Source organism: Brevibacterium sp. Mu109 (assembly GCF_900169375.1).
Classification (GTDB): domain Bacteria; phylum Actinomycetota; class Actinomycetes; order Actinomycetales; family Brevibacteriaceae; genus Brevibacterium; species Brevibacterium yomogidense_A.
Genome location: NZ_FXZF01000007.1, coordinates 65,445 through 84,888, shown reverse-complemented (window position 1 = coordinate 84,888; position 19,444 = coordinate 65,445). Strand labels below are relative to the sequence as shown.

Sequence of the window (19,444 nt, the reverse complement as noted above, 5' to 3'; positions counted from 1 at the left end):
ATCCTAACGACGGACGCGCACGGAGACGGGTCGGGAGACGGGTCCGGGCCGGTCCTGGGCCGGGTCAGGGCCAGGCCAGGGCCGGGTCACGAGCCGGGTCGGCGGTGATTCCGCGGACGGGGTCTCTACGATGGGGTCATGCGCGCTGACCTCCACACCCACACCCGCTTCTCCGACGGGACGCAGAGCCCCACCGAGCTCGTCGCGGAAGCCTCGAGTGTCGGACTGGACGTGCTCGGCCTCACCGATCACGACACGACGGCCGGCTGGAGCGAAGCGGTGCCCGCGGCGGATGAGCACGGGGTCGGCCTGCTGCGCGGCATGGAGGTCTCCTGCCGCTGGGAGGGCATCAGCGTGCACATCCTCTGCTACCTCCATGATCCTGCGGGTGCGGAGATCACCGCAGCGATCGATCAGGCGCGCGACGACCGTGTCGTCCGCAGCCGGATCATGGTCGATCGCCTCTCACAGGACTTCGCGATCACCTGGGAGGACGTCCTCGAGCTCGCAGGCGCGGACGCGACGATCGGTCGCCCCCACATCGCAGACGCCCTGGTGCGCTCCGGTGTCGTCGCCGACCGCACGGAGGCCTTCGGCCGGCTGCTGGCCGGCAGCGGTCCCTACTACGTCGCGCTCCCGGTCATCTCGCCGGTCGAGGCGATCGGCATGATCCACGACGCGGGCGGTGCAGCGGTGTTCGCCCACCCGCTGGCGTCGGCGCGCGGACGCGTCGTCCCGGGCTCCGGGCTGCGCGAGATCATCGCCGCGGGGCTCGACGGACTGGAGATCGACCATCGCGACAACCCGCCCGAGGGCCGCGCACGTCTGCGGGCACTGGCCGCGCAGCACGGACTGCTCACGACGGGATCGAGCGACTATCACGGGACGGGCAAGCCCAACCGGCTGGGAGAGAACATCACGGCCCACGACCAGGTCGCGGCTCTCGTGGAGCGCACGAGCGGCACGGAGCCGATCGGACTCAGGTGAGAGGGCCCGTTGAGTGCGGATGACTGAGTGACGCACTGATCCCGACCTCCTTCCGCTCCCAGCGAAGGTGCGGGTGAACGGCGGAGGTCGGGATCAGTGGGTGCCAGTCGACTGCGGGTGTCAGTCCTGTGTGGACACCGGCGCGGGCTGCTCGCTGCGGCCGGAACCGCCGCGACGGCGACGGCGCCGACGGCGGGTGCCGTTCGAGCCCTCGCCGGCCTCGGCGGTGGGTGCAGTCGCGGACGCTGACGCCTGTGCGGGAGCCTCGGCGTCCTGACCGCCGCGCGTGCGCCTGCGCGACCGGCCGCCGGACGAATCCCCGTCGCTGCGGCGACGGCCGGAGTCGCGCTCGCCCGCACCTCGGCGGTTCGAATCGCGGCCGTCCGATCCACGGCCTCCGCGGCCTTCCGAGCGGCGCGAGTCGCCGGCATCCTCGCCCGCGCTGGGCTTGCGCCGTGTCAGACGACCCTTCGTGCCCGCGGGGATGTCGAGGTCCTCGAAGAAGTGCGGCGAGGTCGAGTACGTTTCGGCAGGGCTCTCGAGACCGAGGTTCAGTGCACGGCTGATGAGGCTCCAGCGGGGCACGTCGTCCCAGTCGACGAACGTGACCGCGATGCCGGTGCGTCCCGCGCGTCCCGTACGGCCGACGCGGTGGACGTAGATCTTCTCGTCCTCGGGGCACTGGTAGTTGATGACGTGCGTGATGTCGTCGATGTCGATGCCGCGGGCGGCGACGTCGGTGGCCACCAGGACGTTGATGCGGCCCTCGCGGAACGCCGCGAGCGCCTTCTCGCGCATCTGCTGGTTGAGATCGCCGTGCAGCGCCCGCGCCTCGAAGCCGCGGTCGCGCAGCTCCTCGCCCAGGCGATCGGCCGTGCGCTTCGTGCGGGCGAAGACGATCGTCTTCCCCCGGCCCTCCGCCTGCAGCAGACGCGCGACCATCTCGGACTTGTCCATCGCGTGCGCGCGGTAGGCGAACTGGCGCGTGGTCGCATTCAGCTGCGATTCGTCGGACGGGTCATGGGCGCGGATGTGCGTGGGCCGCGACATGTACCGGCGTGCCAGTGCGATGACGGCTCCGGGCATCGTCGCGGAGAAGAGCATGGTCTGGCGGACCGCCGGAAGTGCTGCGACGATGCGCTCGACGTCCGGCAGGAAGCCGAGGTCCAGCATCTCGTCCGCCTCGTCGAAGACGGCCGTGCGGATGCTGTCGAGCCGCAGGACGCGGCGACCGTAGAGGTCGAGGAGACGGCCCGGTGTGCCGACGACGACGTCGACTCCATTGGCCAGCGCCTCGATCTGCGGTTCGAAGGCCTTGCCGCCGAAGATGGTGATGACCTCGAGGCCCGGGCGCTTCCGGCTGGCGACGACGAGGTCGCCGGCCACCTGGGTGGCGAGCTCACGGGTGGGGACGACGACGATCGCCTGCGGGGCGCGACCCTGGGGTTCGGGAGCGCCGTCCTCGCCGGGCGCCTTCGTGCGCTGGAGCAGCGGGAGGCCGAAGCCCAGCGTCTTGCCGGTTCCGGTCTTGGCCTGGCCGATGATGTCCGCGCCGCTCAGGGCGACGGGCAGGGTCATGGCCTGGATGGGGAAGGGGTGGTCGATGCCTGCGTCTGACAGGGCCTCGACGATGGGGGCTGACACGCCGAAATCGGCGAATGTCTGCTGGGTGTCGGTCACTGGTTCTCCTCACGGCGCTCCGTGCGGAGCACCTCCGGTACATGTGCGCCTCCGGCGGGTCTGAGCCGTTGTCCGGCTCCAGACGCACCGCGGGGCGGAACCGCTTCGCCGCGCACATCCGCATGATGGATGTGCATTCCGCGAGCGGAGGGCAGCGGGTCCGGCGCACCGTGTCGATGCGGCGACATGTGCACATCGGCTGGCAGGCGAACTCTCGCCGTCAGACAGTGTGGGCGACCACACGGATCGCTCATGTGCGATCGCGGCGGACATGCCGTTCGGGCCGCTGGGCTGCCCGGTATCGATGATACACGCAGGCGGCCCAACGACCCGATGAGGAGAACGGCGCGGTGGGTCAGGCGACGCCGAATCCCACGCGGCGCGCCTTCTCTTCTCCGACCTCGATGTATGCGAGCGCGTCGCTCGGGACGATGACCCGGCGGCCCTTGTCATCGTCGAAGGTGAGCGGTCCGCCGTCTGCCAGAGCCTTGTTCACCGCTGCGGTGACGTCATCGCGGGACTGGTCCGACTCGAGGACGATCTCGCGGTTGGTCTGGCGCATGCCGATCTTGATCTCCACTGTGCACTCCTGGTGGCGAGTTGGGTTGGTTCCCACCCAGCCTAGTCGTGCGACGGCCCGTCTGCCGGGCGGTCAGCTGAGGGCTGATTCCCGTCCGGTTCCTCACCCGCGTAGGGGAGTCCCCCGAAGCCGGTCCACAGCACGTCGCTGATGACCTCTGCGATGTTGTCGCGGTTGAGGTCGGGGTCCTCGGAGAGCGCGACGGCCGCCCCCTCGCCCATCTGCATGGCGGATCTGCCGACGACCAGCGCCTCGTTCCATGAGAGTTCAGTGCTGCGCTGCACGATGTCGCCGATCATGTGGGACATCTTCAGCCGTATCGACTGCACCACGCGCAGTGCCTGCGGCTCGTAGGAATCGGCGCGGAAGAGGACGGAGAACTCGTGGGGATGATCGTCGACGAAGGCGAACAGGGCCCGCACGGTGGCCTGTATCCGGTGCTTGTTCGACCCCGGTAGCTCGATCGCCGCTGAGAGCCGCTCCGCGAGCGAATCCGCTGCCTGGTGGAGAACGACGAGGTAGAGGTCGAGCTTCGATTCGAAGTGCTGGTAGAGCACGGGCTTCGAGACATCCGCGGCCTCGGCCGTCTCATCCATCGATGCGGCGTTGTAGCCGCGTGCCGCGAAGGTCTCCATCGCAGTCGCGACCAGCTGCCGCCGGCGCTCAGCACGGGGGAGTCGTCGGGTCGCTGGTGACATGCGGGACATTCTATGTGAGGCCGGTCGCTCGCAGAACGGGAGGTGTGTCCGTGCCGCGTGGTCCAATGGGGTCATGCGCGCATCACAGGGACCCGATGAGCAGGGCGAGGCCGTGACCGGACCCCGGACGACCGGCGCTGACACGCCCGGCACGGACAAGACCGGCACTGACAGGACCGACACGGATGGAGCCGGCACATCTCGCCGCGACCATGAGTCTGCGGGCGGGAGCGTCACCGCGCACGTCGCCCGGTCAGTGGCCGAAGCGCTGGCAGCGGGTCAGTCGGCCGGCGTCGTCGGCGTTCCCGGATCGGGCCTCACTCGGACACTCGTGGAAGCCCACGCGCGGCTGCACGACGAGCACGGCCTCGCTCCTGACGACGTCCTGGTCCTCACGCCCAACCGGGCGCATGCGGACGCGCTGCGCGACAGGCTCACCGCGGGTGCGCAGGCTGTGCGCACGGGCGGTGCGGGAGCACGGAGCGTCCAGTCGTACGCATTCGGCATCGTGGCCGCGGACAGCGCCGTCAGGCTGGGGGAGCCGATGCGGTTCCTGTCCGGTGCGGACCAGGACGCGGTGCTCGCGTCGCTGCTGGACGGCTACGCGGAGGGCCGTTCCCCCGATCCCGGCTGGCCGGACGGGTTCACCCGCGAGATGACCGGGACCGTCTCCTTCCGTGACCAGCTGCGCGATGCGCTGGACCGCGTCCTGGAGCGCGGGATCGGACCCGCAGACATCGATGCGGCCGCACGACGGCGGGATCGCACGGAGTGGGGGGCCCTCGCACGGATCCTCCAGGACTATCGCGACGTCACCCGCGCCTTCAGCGGGTACGGCGGAATCGACACCTCGAGCGTCATCGCGACCGCCGTGGCGATCCTCGCCGATGAGCGCGATGCGGGCACCACCGCAGGGGGCCTCTGGTCGTTCTCCGGCGAATCGGTTCCGCGCTGCGTGCTCCTCGACGCGGCGCAGGACGTGCCGGATGCTGTGCACGACCTGCTGCAGGGGCTGCGCGCACTGGGCTGCGGTGTCGCGGTCTTCGGCAGCCCGGACTCCTCGACCCAGGGGTTCCGCGGTGCAGGGGGAGGACTGCTCAGCGCGTGGGCCGCCACGGTCCGCGCTGAGAACGCCGGCGAGGGGTTCTTCGCACTGCCCGCACGTGCGGACTCCACTCGCGGTTCCGGTGCGGTCCGCGATCTCTGCGTATCGCTCTCCCGGCGCATCTCCGCACACCTTCCGCTGGGCCACGTCCCTCCGCCGGGACCACTCGACACCCAGCCCGGGCACTCCACCGTCAGGGTCCTCGAGCACCGGTCGGCGGCCGAACGCACTCGGCACGCGGCCTCGATCATCCGCGCGTGGCATCACGATGACGGTGTGCCCTTCTCCGACGTCGCAGTCGTCGCCCGCACAGGAGGAACAGCGGTCGCCCTGCGAGCAGAGCTCGGAGCGCTGGGACTGCCCGTCGGATCGACGGACCTGCCGCTGTCCGCGGACCCCGCCACCCTCCCGCTCCTGGAACTCCTCACTGCAGACCTGGACGAGTCCGCGGCGCGCTCTGCGCTGCTGGGGCGACTGCTCAGCGGTGTCTACGGCAACATCGACGCGCTCGCACTGCGAGGTCTGCAGCGACAGGCGGTGCGGGCGATGGCGGGCCGCGACGACCAGACGGCGGACGATCCTCTGCTCAGCTGGATCGACGCAGCAGACGACGACGAGCTCCCGCCGCCGCTGGCCCGGGCGGCGAAGCTGCTGGAGCTGGGGGCCGGACTGCGGGGCACCGGTCCGCACGAAGCCCTCTGGGCACTGTGGGAGGCGACGGGAGTCGCAGAGGTCTGGCGCACTGCGGTCCTCAACGATCCGCGCTCGCCCCTGCGCGAACGACTCGATGCGGTCGTGCGCCTCTTCGCCCTGGCGACGAAGACAGAGGACACGATGGGTCTGGGTGCCTCGGCGTTCGCGGTGCGCGTCCTCGATCAGGTGTACGCCCAGGACTCGATCGGGCGCCGCGACTCCCTCGACCTCCTGACCGTCGATTCGCCGGCGGGAACCGCCCACCGGTCCTACTCGCGGGTCATCGTCGTCGACGTGGACGAAGGAGGGTGGCCCAACCCGCGCATCCGCAGGAACGCCTTCCATCCGGACGATCTCATCGAGGAGCTCGCGGATCCGGATGCGGCGTCCGTGGTCGACGCACCGGGCGAGGACGTGCGACGCAGGCGCATGAAGACGATCCGCGACGAGGCGAGCCTCTTCCTCTCCGCGGCCAGCAGGGCCCGCGACGAGCTCGTCGTGTGCGCGTTGGATGACGGGGAGACGAGCCCCAGCGCTCTCCACCACCTCTGCCGGGAGTTCGTCACCGACGCGGCGACCGGGGCGGATGACGATACGGCGGCAGAGCTGCTCTCCGACGGGTCGGCCGACTGGCTGGGATCCGACCTTCCGCCGCGACTGCGCGACGTGGTGGGCCTCGCCCGCCAGCAGATGCTGCTCGCCGATGAGCCGGACGAATGGGCACGCCTGGTCGCCGCACTCGGGGAGGCGGGGCTGCGCGAAGCGGACCCGCAGACCTGGAGCACGTGGTTCACCGTGTCATCGGATGCGCCTGCGCGCAGTCCGGAGGAGCCCGTGCGCATCCGTCCCTCGCAGGTCGAGCGCTTCGCCACGTGTCCGCTCCAGTGGTTCCTCGTGGAGAACGGCGGGACCAGCATGGACACGACCGCGGCGGCTCTGGGCACAGTCATCCACGGGATCGCTGAGAAGTTCGCAGAACCGGACCGGGCGGCGATGCTGCAGGAGTACGAGGAGACCTTCGACGAGCAGCAGATCCCCTCCGAATGGGAGCGGGAGCGGCAGCGGGAGGACGTCGAGGGGATGATCGACGTCCTCTGCGACTACCTCGCGCTGAGCCGCGACGAACTCACCGCCCTGACGGCGGCAGGCAAGAGCACCGCGGTCCTCAGGGAGGTCGCCGTCACCGCCTCGGCGCGGGAGGGCGCGATCGGCGCGCCCTGGACCGTGACGGGTCGGATCGACCGTCTCGAGGTGCTGGGCGACAGCGCACGCGTCGTCGACTTCAAGACGGGGAAGACCGTGCCGACGGCCTCGGGGATCCTCGAGGACCCCCAGCTGCTCGTCTACCAGTACGCGGTCGGTGAGGGGGCGGTCCTGGTCGACGGCGCCATCGACCCAGCGGTGTCGTCCCTGCCGTCGGCGGGAGCGCAGATCGTCGGCCTGCGTGGTTCGGCCACCAGGGTGCGGGGAGTTCCCCGGTACCTGCGCCAGCAGCCTGCGATGGAGGCCGGCGACGATGCGCACACGACGGCAGGGGACCTGATCGGCCGCGCCGCAGAGGGCATGCGAGCCGCCTCCTTCACCGCGGTGACCGGCCCGCACTGCACCTTCTGCCCCGTCAGGACGTCGTGCCCGGCCATCGCGACCACAGCACCGGAGGGAATCGACCAGTGACACAGGAGCAGAGTCCGGGATCCCCGGTCCACCAGTACTCAGCGCGGGCACTCGCCCAGCTGCTGGAGGTCGATCCGCCCACGGACGAGCAGTGCCTCATCATCGAGTCCCCCCACGATGAGTCCGCCGCGGTGATCGCCGGAGCGGGATCGGGCAAGACCGCGGTCATCTCGCTGCGCGTCGTGTGGCTCGTGGCGAACGGCCTCGTGCCAGCAGAACGCATCCTCGGACTCACGTTCACGCGGAAGGCGGTGGGTGAGCTCAACCACCGCGTGCGCGACTACCTCGCCCGCTACCGCCGGGCGATCCGGAAGCCGGGAGCGGACGGCGCCCGCGGCACCGCAGCAGCCGCAGACCACGGGTCCTCCCAGGGGGCCGCCGCGGCCGGGGCGCAGGTCGAGACCCTCCCGGGACTCGACCTGCCGACCGTCTCGACGTACAACTCGTATGCCGCTGCGCTGGTGGGCGACCATGGGATGGGCATCGGCCTGGAGGGCGATGAGGGCGTGATCGATGCAGCCGCGCGGCAGGAGCTCATCGATGGGGTCCTCGACGCGGCCACGCGCGACGACGTGCTGGGGAACCCTCGCTCGTCGATGAGTACGTGGGTCTCCGGACTGCTGTCGGAGATGGGCGATCACCTGGTTGACTTCGCCGCGATCGATGCGCATCTGGACGCCTGCCTCGACGCCCTGTGCACCTCCGATTACCTGCGGGGACTCGCGGACAAGATGTCGCGCAAGAGATCCGGCATCTACCGGGACAAGGCTGCGAAGGCCGAGTTCGTCCAGGAGGCCACGGGTCTCGCGGACGAGTATGACGCGGCGGACCGCGGCGATCGAGCAGAGATCCGCACGCGGATGCGTGCCGTCCTCGAAGCCCACGACGACAATCCTGTCCCGAAGCTGCAGGCGAAGAAGCGACTCGTCGAGCTGGCACGGAGGTACGCCGCGGCCAAGCAGGACACCGGCGGCCTGGAGTTCTCCGACCAGGTGGCGCTCGCCCACCGGATCATGACGGACAGCCCGCAGTCCCTCGCCGCGGAGCAGTCGCGCTGGGACATCGTCCTGCTGGACGAGTTCCAGGACACGTCGTATGCGCAGTTCCTCATGCTCCAGCAGATCTTCGGTCGACACACGGTCATGGCCGTCGGGGATCCCCGGCAGGCGATCTACGGGTGGCGCGGTGCCAGCGCGGACAACATCGAGTCGTTCCCGGGCGCGTTCCGCGGTCCGCACGACCGCCCCGCCCAGAAGTACGGCCTCACGATCTCGTGGCGCAACGACGCGGCCATCCTCACGGCGGCGAACAGGATCGCCGCCGGACTCCCGACGCGTGACGAGCGGGTGGGTCTGCAGCCCCGGCCGGGTGCGGGTGACGGAGCAGTCGAGGTCTCGCTCACGCACAGTGCGCTGACGGACCCGGACCGTCCGGACGAGCCCACGCAGCTGCAGGAGCTCGTGGCCTGGATCCTGCGAGTGCGCGAGCAGCTCTTCGCACGGCACGAGGAGCGCGAAGCCGCTCGCCGTGAAGCCGCGGCAGAGGCAGGACTGCGACCGGAAAGGGCCGCTCCGCTGCCCACCTTCGCTGTCCTGTGCCGCGCGCGGTCGGGATTCGGCGCGATCGCCGCGGCGCTGCAGGCCGAAGACCTGCCTGTCGACGTCGTCGGATCGCGCGGGCTCCTGGACGATCCGTTCGTCGCGGACGCACTCGCGGTCCTCGAAGCACTGGTCGACCCGGATGCGGGCGATGTCCTCATGCGGCTCCTGTCGGGCCGGACGATCCGGCTCGGCGCCGCGGATCTCACCGCGTTCTCCTCCTTCGTCCGCGCCTGTGCGGTGGAGGTCCCTGACCCGGCTGAGCACGACGGGTCCCGTCTGGAGCGGGTGAGCGCCGTCGAGGGCCTCGACGAACTCCTCAACGTCGACCCGGACGGACCGAACGCGACGTCCGACCAGGTACGCGGCATCCGGTCCCTCACAGCAGAGGGACGTCGACGGCTCATGAGCCTGGCGCGGACGCTGCGGAGGCTGCGCCACAGTGACCTCGCGCTGCCGGGTCTGGTGCGCGCGGTCATCCGTGAAGCGGGAATCGACACCGAGGTCGCCGCGCTGGCTCCCGACTACGCAGACCTCCACACACGTGCGCTGGACGGTTTCCTCTCACTGGTGTCGCGCTTCGCGGGCGAGCAGCCGGCGGGCGGGCCCTCCGACTTCCTCCGCTGGGCCCGTGTCCTCGAGGAGGCCGACGAACTCGACGATGTGCCCGTCGACCCGGTGCCCGGCGCCATCACGATCATGACGGTGCACGCGTCCAAGGGGCTCGAGTTCGACGCGGTGGCCGTGCCCTTCATGCATGACGAGGGGCTGCCGAGCAAGCGCAAGCCCAGCGACGGATGGCTGTCGCAGGGCGGGCTTCCCTATGCGCTGCGCGGTGACCGTGCGGGGCTGCCGTCCTTCGATCTGCGGACCATGGATCTGCAGGGCCCGAACGACCTGGACGCGCGGCTCACGGGCGGCGGTCCTCTCGAGACCCAGCTCGATGACCACCATCACGCCGCGGAGCGCCGGCTCGCCTACGTCGCGCTCACGCGGGCACGCGCCCACCTCTTCGTCTCCGCGTCTCGATTCACCCTCACGCGGAAGCGGCCCGTCGATGCGCGGCCGTTCCTCGACGAGGTCGCGCAGGAGCTGGCGGTGGACCTGCCGGAGCTGCCCGAAGCGGACGAACTCGACGTGAGTCGCGGGGAGGAGGCCCTCTGGCCGACCCGGGATCCCGCCGAGGTCGTCGCACGACGCGCGGAGCTGCTCCGAGTGGTCAGCGCGGCGGCGGGGGAGCGGCCCACCCTCGACGACGTCGCGGAATCCGCTGCGGATCCCCTCGTGCGTGCACTCGCGCGCCGGGCGACCCAGCTGATGGCCGATGCGGAGGGCGGGAACGAGGAGAGGATCCTGCCGGCGCGCGTGTCCACGACCGCACTGGTCGGCCTGCGGGCCGACGAGGACGAGTGGTGGAAGGGCATGCGACGCCCCATGCCCGAACCTCCCAGCACGAGTGCGGACCTCGGCACGGCGTTCCACGCCTGGGTCGAACAGCACTTCGGTCAGGCCGCACTGCTCGAGATCGAACCGGAGTCCTCCGCGGTCCGCGCGATCCCCGCTCTGCGGGAGCGGCTCGAGACTCTGCGGGAGACCTTCCTCGCGTCACCGTATGCGGACAGGGCACCGGAGGCCGTCGAGCTGTCCTTCGAGCTGGTGCTCTCCAAGCACAGCGGCGGGCACGGCGGCGGGCACAGCAGCTCGCACAGCGGACCATCGGGCGATCAGGACGTGGAGCCCGACGGGGGCAGGCGTCCGTCCGCACTCCACGTCCCCGGCAAGATCGACGCCGTGTTCCGCGAGGACGACGGTGGCCTGCTGGTGGTCGACTGGAAGACGGGCAGGCTGCCGCGGGACCCCGCACGCCTCGACGCGATGGCCGTGCAGCTGGCGATGTACCGGCTGGCACTCCTGCGCATGCCGAGGTTCTCGGACGTCCCCCGCGTCGACGCGGAGTTCTACTTCGTGGGATCCGACGAGAGCTGGCGGCCGCAGTCACTGCCGGAGGAGGACGAGATCGTCACATGGATGATCGGGACGGAACGTCACCCGTCCCGCTGATCAGGGTCGCGGATGCTCCGGAGGTGCAGCTCCGACGTGTCCAGGCGCTCGGTGGAGATGCCGTCCTCGTCCACGCCGGCCTCGATGCGCGCACTGGGCAGGAACGTCTCCGTCGCAGGAGTGTCCTCAACTGTCTGAGTGCCCTCAGCAGAAGGTGCGTCATCCGTCGTAGGCGCGTCCTCAGCTGCGGTTGCGTCTTCAGCCACGGCTGCGTCGTCCGCAGCAGACGCGTCCTCATCGGCAGGCGCGTCATCCGCAGCCGCAGAGGGGGCCTCGGCGGCGGCCTCCGCAGTGGTCGGCTCCGGACCGCCGTCGGCGAGTGCAGAGGGTGCCTGCTCATGCGAGCCGTCCGCATCGCCGGTGACGTCCGCGAGCGCCTCGAGGAGCTGGGCGGCGTCCTCGATCGCATCGTCGTCCTGTGCGGCGACGGCGGCCAGCAGCCATTCGAGCACGGTGATCTCCGAGTGGAAGCCGACCCGGCGGCGCAGCCCCGGATCGTCCGCACCGCGGCGGGATCTGTACGTGCGGAAGAACCTCTCGAAGTCCTCCGGGCTCAGCATGGAGGACACGGCGGCGAGGTCTGCGGCGGGATCGCCCACACGCAGGCGGGCGAGGTCGCTCATTCCGACGACCGTCTGCTCGTCCACCCAGAGTGCGTCGGGTCCCACATTCCCGTGGATCGGCACGGGGAGGAAGCGCCAGGCGGAGACGTTCTCCAGCGTCGTCTCCCAGCGGCTCAGGAGCGTCGACGGGACGCGACCGGTCGACGCGGCGGAATCGAGGTCGGCGAGCAGCCGCTCACGGGTCTCAGCCGACTCCTCGACGACGAGTCCGGCGTCCGCAATGGGACCCGGGTCGGCGGAGTGGATCGCCGCGATCGCGTTCGCGAGCGATTCGACGAGCTGCGGCCGCTCCTCGAACATCGACGTCGCCAGCGGCAGGCCCGGCATGGGGGAGGAGACCATCACCGTGACCGTGCCCTCCCGCTCCACCAGCGCGCCGTCGACGGTGCGCGATGCGACGACATGCGGGATCGTCGGGGCCGATTCCGGCAGCAGCGGCTGCAGGACCGCGGAGGCGACCCTCTCGGCCTGTGAAGCGGCCTCGCGCTCAGGGTTCGCGATGGACGCGACGTACTCCCGCTCTCCGTCCGAGACGAGCACGCGGTCCGCATCGGAACCGACGAGGCGCGTCCAGGAGCTCGGTTCGTATGCGTCGAGCATCGTGGCGACGACGGCTGTGATCCTCATCCCTGCGGTGTCCACGTCCCCCAACTTACCCGGTGCCGGCCCGCGTGAGGCTGACGGGAGCGGGTGTGTCCGCGCTCTTCGGTATCGTGACGCGTATGAAGCCACTGCCCATGCTGCCCCCCGCAAGCCTGTCGAGGACCGCCGTCAACCGGAACCACCGCCTGCGGTCAGCGGGCATCGATGCGGTGTGGCAGACGGGCCGCGCGCACGCCGTCGTCGGGCACCGGGGCAGTGTCCTCGTGTCGCGGGGCGGCCTGCACCTGCTGACCCGGGAGCAGGTGCCCGACGAGGCGCTGCTGTTCTACCTGGGCACGGACGGCGACGGCCGTCACTTCGTGGGGGCGGGCCTCCTGGACGACGGTCGCAGCGCGGTCGATGCGATGCTCAGCGCGGACCAGGCCCGGGACGCGGAGCCGTGGCTGACCGACCCGCTCAGCGGCGTCCACTCGACCGAACCCGTGTGGGCGAACCTGCGGGACGTGGGCGAAGCCCTGGACGACCGGGACGTGGCGCTCGCGACGTCGCTCATCGCCCTGAGCAACTGGCACATGACGCACACCCATTCGCCGCGCAGCGGCACGCCGACGGACATGGAGCAGTCCGGGTGGGTGCGCAGGGACCCGGACGCGGGCAGCGAGCACTTCCCCCGCACGGACCCGGCCGTGATCATGGCCGTCGTGCACACAGATGCCGCAGGAGAAGAGCACCTCCTGCTGGGCTCCAACGCGATGTGGCCCGCTGATCGCTTCTCCCTGCTGGCGGGCTTCGTCGAACCGGGGGAGACCCTGGAATCGGCCGTCATCCGCGAAGTCGAGGAGGAGGCGGGCATCGCCGTCCACTCGCCCCGCTACGTCGGCTCCCAGCCGTGGCCCTTCCCCGCCTCGCTCATGCTCGGCTTCACCGCAGAGGCGGATTCGCTGACGGCCGCACCGGACGACGACGAGATCACAGCGCTGCGCTGGTTCACCCGCCCCCAGCTGCGCGCCGCGATGGAATCGGGTGAGGTGACGGTCCCCACGGCGGTGTCGATCGCAGGACAGATCCTCTATGGATGGCGCGACGGAGAAACGGCGCCGACGCCGCGATGACGGCCGACCACATCCTGCTCTCCGGACTCGATCCGGAGCAGCGCGAGGTCGCTGAGCACACGGGCGGGCCGCTGATGGTGCTCGCCGGGGCGGGGACGGGCAAGACCCGCGCCATCACCCACCGCATCGCGTACCAGGCGGCGATCGGGGCATCGGATCCGCGCCAGGTCCTCGCACTCACCTTCACGACGAAGGCGGCGGGCGAGATGCGATCGCGGCTGCGGTCCCTGGGCGTCCCCGGCGTGCAGGCGCGGACCTTCCACTCCGCCGCGCTGCGGCAGCTGCGCTACTTCTGGCCGCGGATGTCCGATGGGCCGTTCCCCGATCTCCTCCCGCAGAAGTCCACTGTCGTCGGACACGCCATGCAGACGGTGGGCATCTCCCCGGAGCGTGAGACGGTCCGCGACGTCGCGGCAGAGATCGAGCACGCCGCGGTCAGCCTGCTGGGCGTCGACGACTACGCGGAGAGGGCGGGGAGCCGTTCGCTCCCGGAAGGCGTGGACATCGACGCGATGACGCGCATCATGCACCGCTACTCCGAGCTGAAGACGGAGCGCAGGGTGCTCGACTTCGAGGACGTCCTGCTCGTCCTGGCGGGAGCCCTGGGAACGTACGAGGACGTCGCCGCCCAGGTGCACAGCCAGTACCGCAGCTTCGTCGTCGACGAGTTCCAGGACGTGAGCCCGCTCCAGTACGACCTCCTCATGCGGTGGTTGGGCAGGCGGGAGTCGCTGTGCGTCGTGGGCGATCCCGCTCAGACGATCTACACCTTCGCCGGGGCGACGGACCGCTACCTGCGCCGTCTGCCCGTGGAGTTCCCCGGAGCGCGCGAGGTCCGACTGGTCCGGAACTACCGTTCGGCGGAACCGATCGTCGGCATGGCGAACTCCGTCCTGCGCCGGACCGGCCGCTCGCCGATCCAGCTGATCGGCACCGGGCGGACGGGCCCGCATCCGACCTTCACGGAGTTCTCCGACGACGGAGCAGAGGCGGAGGCCGTCGCCTCGCGGATCGCCGGTGAGATCGAGTCGGGACGCCGTGCATCGGACATCGCGATCCTCTTCCGCACGAACTCGCAGTCGCGGGCCTTCGAGGAGGCGCTGTCGTCACGCGGCGTCTCCTACCTCCTGCGGGGCGGGGAGCGGTTCTTCGCCCGCCGCGAGGTGAAGGAGGCGATCGCCGTGATGCGCGCGGCCTCGAACCGCGGGGGGACGGACCGTCTGGACGTGCAGGTGAAGGAGATCCTGTCCTCGGTCGGGTGGTCTCCGACGGCCCCGCAGGGGCAGGGGTCCGTCCGGGAGCGCTGGGAATCCCTGTCCGCGCTCGTCACGCTGGCAGAGGACAGCCAGGCGGAGTCGGAGCTGCCCGTCCCGCTCGCCGCCTTCATCGCAGACCTGGAGGACCGTGCGGACCACCAGTTCGCGCCCACCATCGAAGGGGTGACGCTCGCCTCCGTCCACGCGGCGAAGGGCCTCGAATGGGAGAGCGTGCACCTGGTCGGCGTTTCCGAGGGGCTCATGCCGATCGGCTACGCCGACACGGCTGACGCGATCGACGAGGAGCGGCGCCTCTTCTACGTCGCTGTGACCCGTGCGCGGACCGCGCTGTCGGTCAGCTGGTCGAAGGGGCGCCGCGGCGGTGCCGGCGTCGGCAGGAGGCCGTCACGGTTCGTCGGCGAGGTGCAGGCGGGCAAGCCCGCGCGTCCGGATGCGCCCGCGCGGAAGGCGCCCGTGTCGGCACCCGTGCGCTGCCGGGTGTGCGGCACGCTGCTCACGACCCGCGCGGACAAGAACCGCGGACGCTGCGCACAGTGTCCGGCCGCCGTCGACGAACACGTCCTCGAAGCGCTCATCCACTGGCGCGGGGCGAAGTCCGCGGAACTGCGGATGCCGGTGTTCCTGGTCCTCAGCATGCCGACGGTGCGGGAGATCGCGGAGCGCGTGCCGGAGACCCTCGACGATCTGGGGCGCGTCAGCGGAGTGGGCCCGATCAAGCTCGAGCAGTTCGGACACGAGCTTCTCGGACTGGTCCGGGAGCACCGTTCGGGCTGAGCGGGATCCTGCAGTCGCAGTCCGGATGGAACGCAGCAGCCTCCTGCGTGCGCCGTCCCGTGCGCGCATCGATGCGCACGACGGGTCCGAACTCCGCGAGGCCCACGGTCGCAGCCCTCAGCATCCGTGCCGTCTCCGTCGCGGCCGCGCGCAGCAGCAGGGGGTCGATGAGCGCGTGCCGTGACCGTGCCGCGAGCTGCCGCCAGCCCGCGAACCACCCCTCGTCCTCGTCCCGGGAATGCAGCACGGTGCACGTCGCGCACGGGGTGAGACCGGGGCGTATCGGCACGAGGTCCGCGCGCTGGTCGCCGACCCGCACGATCAGGTGGTCCGCGTCCTCCGCGAAGAGTCGCGACGAATCCCCGATGTTCGCCGTGAGCCGACTGATGAGCACCGTCATCCGATGTTCGGCGCCGGCTTCGATCGCCTGGTCTGCGGATTCGACGACGAGCGTGTCGAATCCGGCCTCTGCGAGAGCCTCGGACACGATCCCGGGGTCATGTCCGAACACGATCACAGAGCGGCTCCTGATCGCACTCGCGGCGGCCACGGGACCCACTCCGTGGAGCGCCGCGTAGGACTCCGCGAAATCGCGGACGACGGAACCGCCCGAGGCCGCCTCCGGGGGAGTGAGGACCCCCGCCTCCGTGAGGAGGTCGAGGAGCGACAGTGCGCGCGTGCGGCTCAGGCGTGCGCGGTCCGCGGCATCCAGGTAGTCGGCGGAATCGCATCCGCGGCACAGCAGGTCGATCAGTCCGAGGTCGTCCTCGGTCAGCCCATCGATGAGTACGGGGTCGTCGACGCCGAACTGGACGCTGGACGGGGTTCTGCGCACCAGCGGAACGCTTCGGTGGAACTGCAGCATGCGGGCCTCCTCGCGCTCACCCTAGGGAGTCGCGGGGCCCTGCGGAAGGGCGGAGGGAGGAATGTGGATAACCCTGTGGACACAAAGCACCGGAAGGTGGACACCACAGTGGGAACCGCCCTGACGGGGGTTCCTGCGATGCGCCTTCCGGTGCAATGCCCTCCAGCCTCTCGCGAAGCCCGTGAGCCTTCCCCTAGCCCACGAACCTCGGGTTTTCCGGAGGTATGACACACAAACCTAAGAGGCGCGCGCGACCCCGTCAACACGAGTATGCCCACATGCGGCGCGCAGCCTGTGGATAACGTGTTGACAACACGCGCAGCCATGTGAGGATCGCTGTGGACGACACGCAGGATGGTATGAGAGGTGCCGCGGTCTGGTGCGGTTCGCGCTGTGGACGTCGATCGGCGCTGAGATTTCTCGAAAGATTTTTCGTCCTCGTCGCGATCCGACCGTGGATCGAGACCCGTGATCCGGTGGAGCCGAGGACGCGTGTCCGTGGTCATGGCTACTGTGGCCGATATGGATGTGACAGAGGTGCTCGCGGCGATCGACGATGGCACGATCGTCGTGCGCCGCTCTGCGCGGCGGCGGAAGACGATCTCTCTGAAGCGGGAAGGTGAGAAATGGCTGCTCGCGGTGCCGCAGCGGTTCCAGCCGGAGCGCAATGTGGAATCGATCGCGGCGCTCATCGCGCGGATGGAGCGCCGGGCCGTCCGCGCGTCGCCCGGTGACGAAGAGCTCCTGGCCCGGGCACTCACACTCAACACCCGCTACTTCGATGACGGGATCGAACCGGTGTCGGTCGTGTGGGTGAGCAACCAGAACACGCGCTTCGCGTCGACGACGAGTGCACGTCGCACGATCCGAGTGTCCTCGCGGCTCTCGGCTGTTCCGGGATGGGTCCTCGACGCCGTCCTGGTGCACGAACTGGCGCACCTGCGACGACCGGACCATTCGCCCGCGTTCCACGCCCTCACAGCGCGATACCCGCACACCCAGAAGGCCGATGTGTTCCTCGAGGGGTTCAGCTACGGCGAAGGCGCGCAGAAGCGGGAGCAGGGCTGAATCAGGGCGTCCGCGCGTCTGTCTCCGTGCGCTGCAGGAGTGCACGCAGATCGGTGCGGAGATCCTCCGCGGTGCCCTGCGGCAGCTTATCCACGGGCCACCATGCGACGTCGCCGATTCCGGCGTCGGTCGTGACGAGCGGGTGGCTGTGGGGCGCACTGGCGGCGTAGAGGACGTCCAGGTGCGATGCGCAGGCCGCTGACCCCACGCTGAACGTCCGCACGGCAAGAGGCGCGGGGGACAGCCGCACCTGGTCCGACGCGGCATCGACGCCGGCCTCTTCCCGCAGTTCCCGCATCGCGGCGGCACGCAGGGAGGTGTCCGCGGCCTCGATGTGCCCGCCGAACTGCCTCCACTGACCGGATCGCAGGTGCAGGCCGAGTGCGATGAAACGCCGACCCGAGTCCGGTTCCCCTGACTCTTCGTCGATCCGCGACAGGAGTAGGCAGCTCGCCGTCACGTGGTGGGGTCCCGCGTCCTTGGCCAGGACGAGGGAGCCGTCCCGCAGCCCGGCCCGGGCCTCGGCCGCGAGTCGTCTCTCTTCCGGGGGGAGCGCGGACGACGACAGCGCAGCGGAACTCAGACCCGTGTCCAGCAACGACTGCCCGTCCGCGGCACCTGCGCGAGCGGCACCTGCGTGCGCGGCACCTGCGTCCGCGTCACTCAGTGCTGCCGCCCTGGTCGTCGGCTTCGCGCAGGATCCGCTCCAGCGCTTCGTCCAGCGACGAGTCGGACGCCCAGTCAGTGGTGCGGCGCTCCTCGTAGCCCAGCGGGTCATCGAGGTCCTCGGTGTTCGGGAGGACGTCCGGGTGGCGGAAGACGCCATCGCGCGCCTCTGCACCGGACTTCTGCTCGAGGAAGGTGAAGAGAGCGGCGGCGTCGCGCATACGGCGAGGGCGCAGCGAGAAGCCGATGTGCGCGGTGAAGGATGCCTCTGCCTCCGATTCGGACGCCGCACGGCTGCGTAGCGCCTCACGGATCGCGTCGCGGTCCTCGAGCGCCTCGCACGCGCTGTAGACCACGACGTCGGACCAGCCGGCGATGACGGAGAGCAGATTCTCCAGCGCTGTGAGCGCCTCCCGTTGGGACTCCGTGGTCTGCGGAGCGAGGAGGCCGGACCGCAGCTCCTCGCTCATCCGCTGCATCTCCGACGGATCGCCGCTCGAGGCGGCGTCCTGGATGCGGCTGAGGTCGACTTCCACGCCGGCCGCGTACTTCGCGAGTGCGGTCTCCACGTGCCCGCTGAGCCACGGGTTCTTCGCGAACAGCCACAGGTGCGCGAGTTCGCGCGCCGCGAGCCAGATGCGCAGCTGGGACGGATCCACATCCATCTCCGCCGCGGCACCGGGGAGGTTCGCCTCGACGAGCACGGGGGAGTGGCCGAACAGCGGCAGACCGAACTCCGTGCCGCTCAGGACCGCTCCGGACAGAGCGGCGACGGCCTCGCCGATCTGCATGGCGAACATCGACTGGCCCATCGACGTGATCATCTGGCCGGCTCCGGACATCAGCTGCGCCATCTCCGGCGGCATCTGTTCCGTCAGTCCCTCGACCATCGACTCCGACATGTTCCGGCGGACGGGATCCGCGAGTCGGTACCACTCGTCGAGCGAGCCCTTGGCCCACGCCGCGCGGTTGAGCGCCTGCGGCTCCGACACATCGGCGGATGGATCCGTCACTCGCTCCAGCCACAGTTCGGCCAGGCGGAACGCATCGGTGGTGTTCTTCGCCAGGTCGGCGGTGATCGCCGGGTCAGGGGTGGGGACGTTCTGGTCGATGACGCGCTGGGTGGCGGCACGCGGGTCGCCGCCGGACAGCATGCCCTGGAGCTGGCCCATCATCCCCTGGAGCATCGCCGGGTCGAACGGCATACCGCCCTGTCCGCCGGCACCGAAGGGGGATCCCTGCGCACCCTGACCGCCCGGTCCGAACACCATGCCGAACATCTGCTCGAACGGGTTCTGGCCGCCGTCGCCGCTGTCGTCGTCCGGTGTCCGATCGTCGTTCTTGTCGCTCATGGCAGTCCCTGTCCGTCGTTCGTAGAAA

At 70.3% G+C, this 19,444-nt stretch carries 13 protein-coding genes; 6 read left to right on the top strand and 7 right to left on the bottom strand.

Annotation, left to right across the window (positions count from 1 at the left end):
* Positions 1-138 precede the first annotated feature (138 nt).
* On the top strand, positions 139-987 hold the full coding sequence (locus tag BSP109_RS05920; protein ID WP_101599701.1) for a PHP domain-containing protein: 849 nt from the start codon (positions 139-141) through the stop codon (positions 985-987).
* Between the two features lie 120 nt (positions 988-1,107).
* On the opposite strand, the gene BSP109_RS05915 is transcribed toward BSP109_RS05920, so the two are convergent.
* The 3 genes from BSP109_RS05915 to BSP109_RS05905 form a co-directional block, all read right to left on the bottom strand.
* Positions 1,108-2,667 carry a DEAD/DEAH box helicase gene (locus BSP109_RS05915; RefSeq protein ID WP_101599700.1) on the bottom strand — a complete coding sequence of 520 codons (1,560 nt, stop codon included), beginning with the start codon at positions 2,665-2,667 and terminating at the stop codon, positions 1,108-1,110.
* A gap of 355 nt (positions 2,668-3,022) precedes the next feature.
* The gene (locus BSP109_RS05910; protein WP_101599699.1) at positions 3,023-3,247 is read right to left on the bottom strand and encodes a DUF3107 domain-containing protein; all 225 of its coding nucleotides are present in this window, start codon (positions 3,245-3,247) and stop codon (positions 3,023-3,025) included.
* A gap of 41 nt (positions 3,248-3,288) precedes the next feature.
* Positions 3,289-3,945, bottom strand: a complete 657-nt coding sequence (locus BSP109_RS05905; protein WP_179207181.1) for a TetR/AcrR family transcriptional regulator — start codon at positions 3,943-3,945, stop codon at positions 3,289-3,291.
* Positions 3,946-4,018: 73 nt separating this feature from the next.
* Here BSP109_RS05905 and BSP109_RS05900 point away from each other — a divergent pair, with 73 nt between their 5' ends.
* Both BSP109_RS05900 and BSP109_RS05895 read left to right on the top strand, forming a co-directional pair.
* Positions 4,019-7,417 carry a UrvD/REP family ATP-dependent DNA helicase gene (locus BSP109_RS05900; protein ID WP_179207182.1) on the top strand — a complete coding sequence of 1,133 codons (3,399 nt, stop codon included), beginning with the start codon at positions 4,019-4,021 and terminating at the stop codon, positions 7,415-7,417.
* The gene (locus tag BSP109_RS05895; protein ID WP_143275884.1) at positions 7,414-11,076 is read left to right on the top strand and encodes an ATP-dependent DNA helicase; all 3,663 of its coding nucleotides are present in this window, start codon (positions 7,414-7,416) and stop codon (positions 11,074-11,076) included. The genes BSP109_RS05900 and BSP109_RS05895 overlap by 4 nt, the downstream gene beginning before the upstream one ends.
* On the opposite strand, the gene BSP109_RS05890 is transcribed toward BSP109_RS05895, so the two are convergent.
* The gene (locus BSP109_RS05890; RefSeq protein ID WP_101599697.1) at positions 11,061-12,326 is read right to left on the bottom strand and encodes a phosphotransferase; all 1,266 of its coding nucleotides are present in this window, start codon (positions 12,324-12,326) and stop codon (positions 11,061-11,063) included. The genes BSP109_RS05895 and BSP109_RS05890 overlap by 16 nt on opposite strands.
* A gap of 95 nt (positions 12,327-12,421) precedes the next feature.
* Between BSP109_RS05890 and nudC the strand changes: the two genes are divergently transcribed.
* The gene (nudC, locus tag BSP109_RS05885) at positions 12,422-13,414 is read left to right on the top strand and encodes an NAD(+) diphosphatase (RefSeq protein ID WP_257944575.1); all 993 of its coding nucleotides are present in this window, start codon (positions 12,422-12,424) and stop codon (positions 13,412-13,414) included.
* Entirely contained in the window at positions 13,378-15,465 is a 2,088-nt protein-coding gene (locus tag BSP109_RS05880; protein WP_257944574.1) for an ATP-dependent helicase, read from the top strand. The genes nudC and BSP109_RS05880 overlap by 37 nt, the downstream gene beginning before the upstream one ends.
* On the opposite strand, the gene BSP109_RS05875 is transcribed toward BSP109_RS05880, so the two are convergent.
* Complete coding sequence (locus tag BSP109_RS05875; protein WP_101599696.1) at positions 15,404-16,330, bottom strand: hypothetical protein; 927 nt, start codon at positions 16,328-16,330, stop codon at positions 15,404-15,406. The genes BSP109_RS05880 and BSP109_RS05875 overlap by 62 nt on opposite strands.
* A gap of 522 nt (positions 16,331-16,852) precedes the next feature.
* Between BSP109_RS05875 and BSP109_RS05870 the strand changes: the two genes are divergently transcribed.
* Positions 16,853-17,398 (top strand): M48 family metallopeptidase, encoded by a 546-nt coding sequence (locus BSP109_RS05870; RefSeq protein WP_257944573.1) that lies wholly within the window; start codon positions 16,853-16,855, stop codon positions 17,396-17,398.
* 1 nt (position 17,399) lies between these two features.
* Here BSP109_RS05870 and BSP109_RS05865 read toward each other — a convergent pair whose 3' ends face one another.
* Together BSP109_RS05865 and BSP109_RS05860 are read right to left on the bottom strand one after the other, a co-directional pair.
* Positions 17,400-17,996 carry an NUDIX domain-containing protein gene (locus BSP109_RS05865; protein ID WP_101599695.1) on the bottom strand — a complete coding sequence of 199 codons (597 nt, stop codon included), beginning with the start codon at positions 17,994-17,996 and terminating at the stop codon, positions 17,400-17,402.
* 61 nt (positions 17,997-18,057) lie between these two features.
* Entirely contained in the window at positions 18,058-19,416 is a 1,359-nt protein-coding gene (locus BSP109_RS05860; protein WP_087008626.1) for a zinc-dependent metalloprotease, read from the bottom strand.
* Positions 19,417-19,444: the final 28 nt, after the last annotated feature.

What these genes read in the sequence shown, in the direction of transcription:
- BSP109_RS05860 (WP_087008626.1), bottom strand. Translation starts at nt 19,416, where the DNA reads ATGAGCGACAAGAACGACGATCGGACACCGGACGACGACAGCGGCGAC.
- BSP109_RS05905 (WP_179207181.1), bottom strand. Translation starts at nt 3,945, where the DNA reads ATGTCACCAGCGACCCGACGACTCCCCCGTGCTGAGCGCCGGCGGCAG.
- BSP109_RS05920 (WP_101599701.1), top strand. Translation starts at nt 139, where the DNA reads ATGCGCGCTGACCTCCACACCCACACCCGCTTCTCCGACGGGACGCAG.
- BSP109_RS05875 (WP_101599696.1), bottom strand. Translation starts at nt 16,330, where the DNA reads ATGCTGCAGTTCCACCGAAGCGTTCCGCTGGTGCGCAGAACCCCGTCC.
- BSP109_RS05880 (WP_257944574.1), top strand. Translation starts at nt 13,378, where the DNA reads ATGGCGCGACGGAGAAACGGCGCCGACGCCGCGATGACGGCCGACCAC.
- nudC (WP_257944575.1), top strand. Translation starts at nt 12,422, where the DNA reads ATGAAGCCACTGCCCATGCTGCCCCCCGCAAGCCTGTCGAGGACCGCC.
- BSP109_RS05900 (WP_179207182.1), top strand. Translation starts at nt 4,019, where the DNA reads ATGCGCGCATCACAGGGACCCGATGAGCAGGGCGAGGCCGTGACCGGA.
- BSP109_RS05890 (WP_101599697.1), bottom strand. Translation starts at nt 12,326, where the DNA reads ATGAGGATCACAGCCGTCGTCGCCACGATGCTCGACGCATACGAACCG.
- BSP109_RS05870 (WP_257944573.1), top strand. Translation starts at nt 16,853, where the DNA reads ATGGATGTGACAGAGGTGCTCGCGGCGATCGACGATGGCACGATCGTC.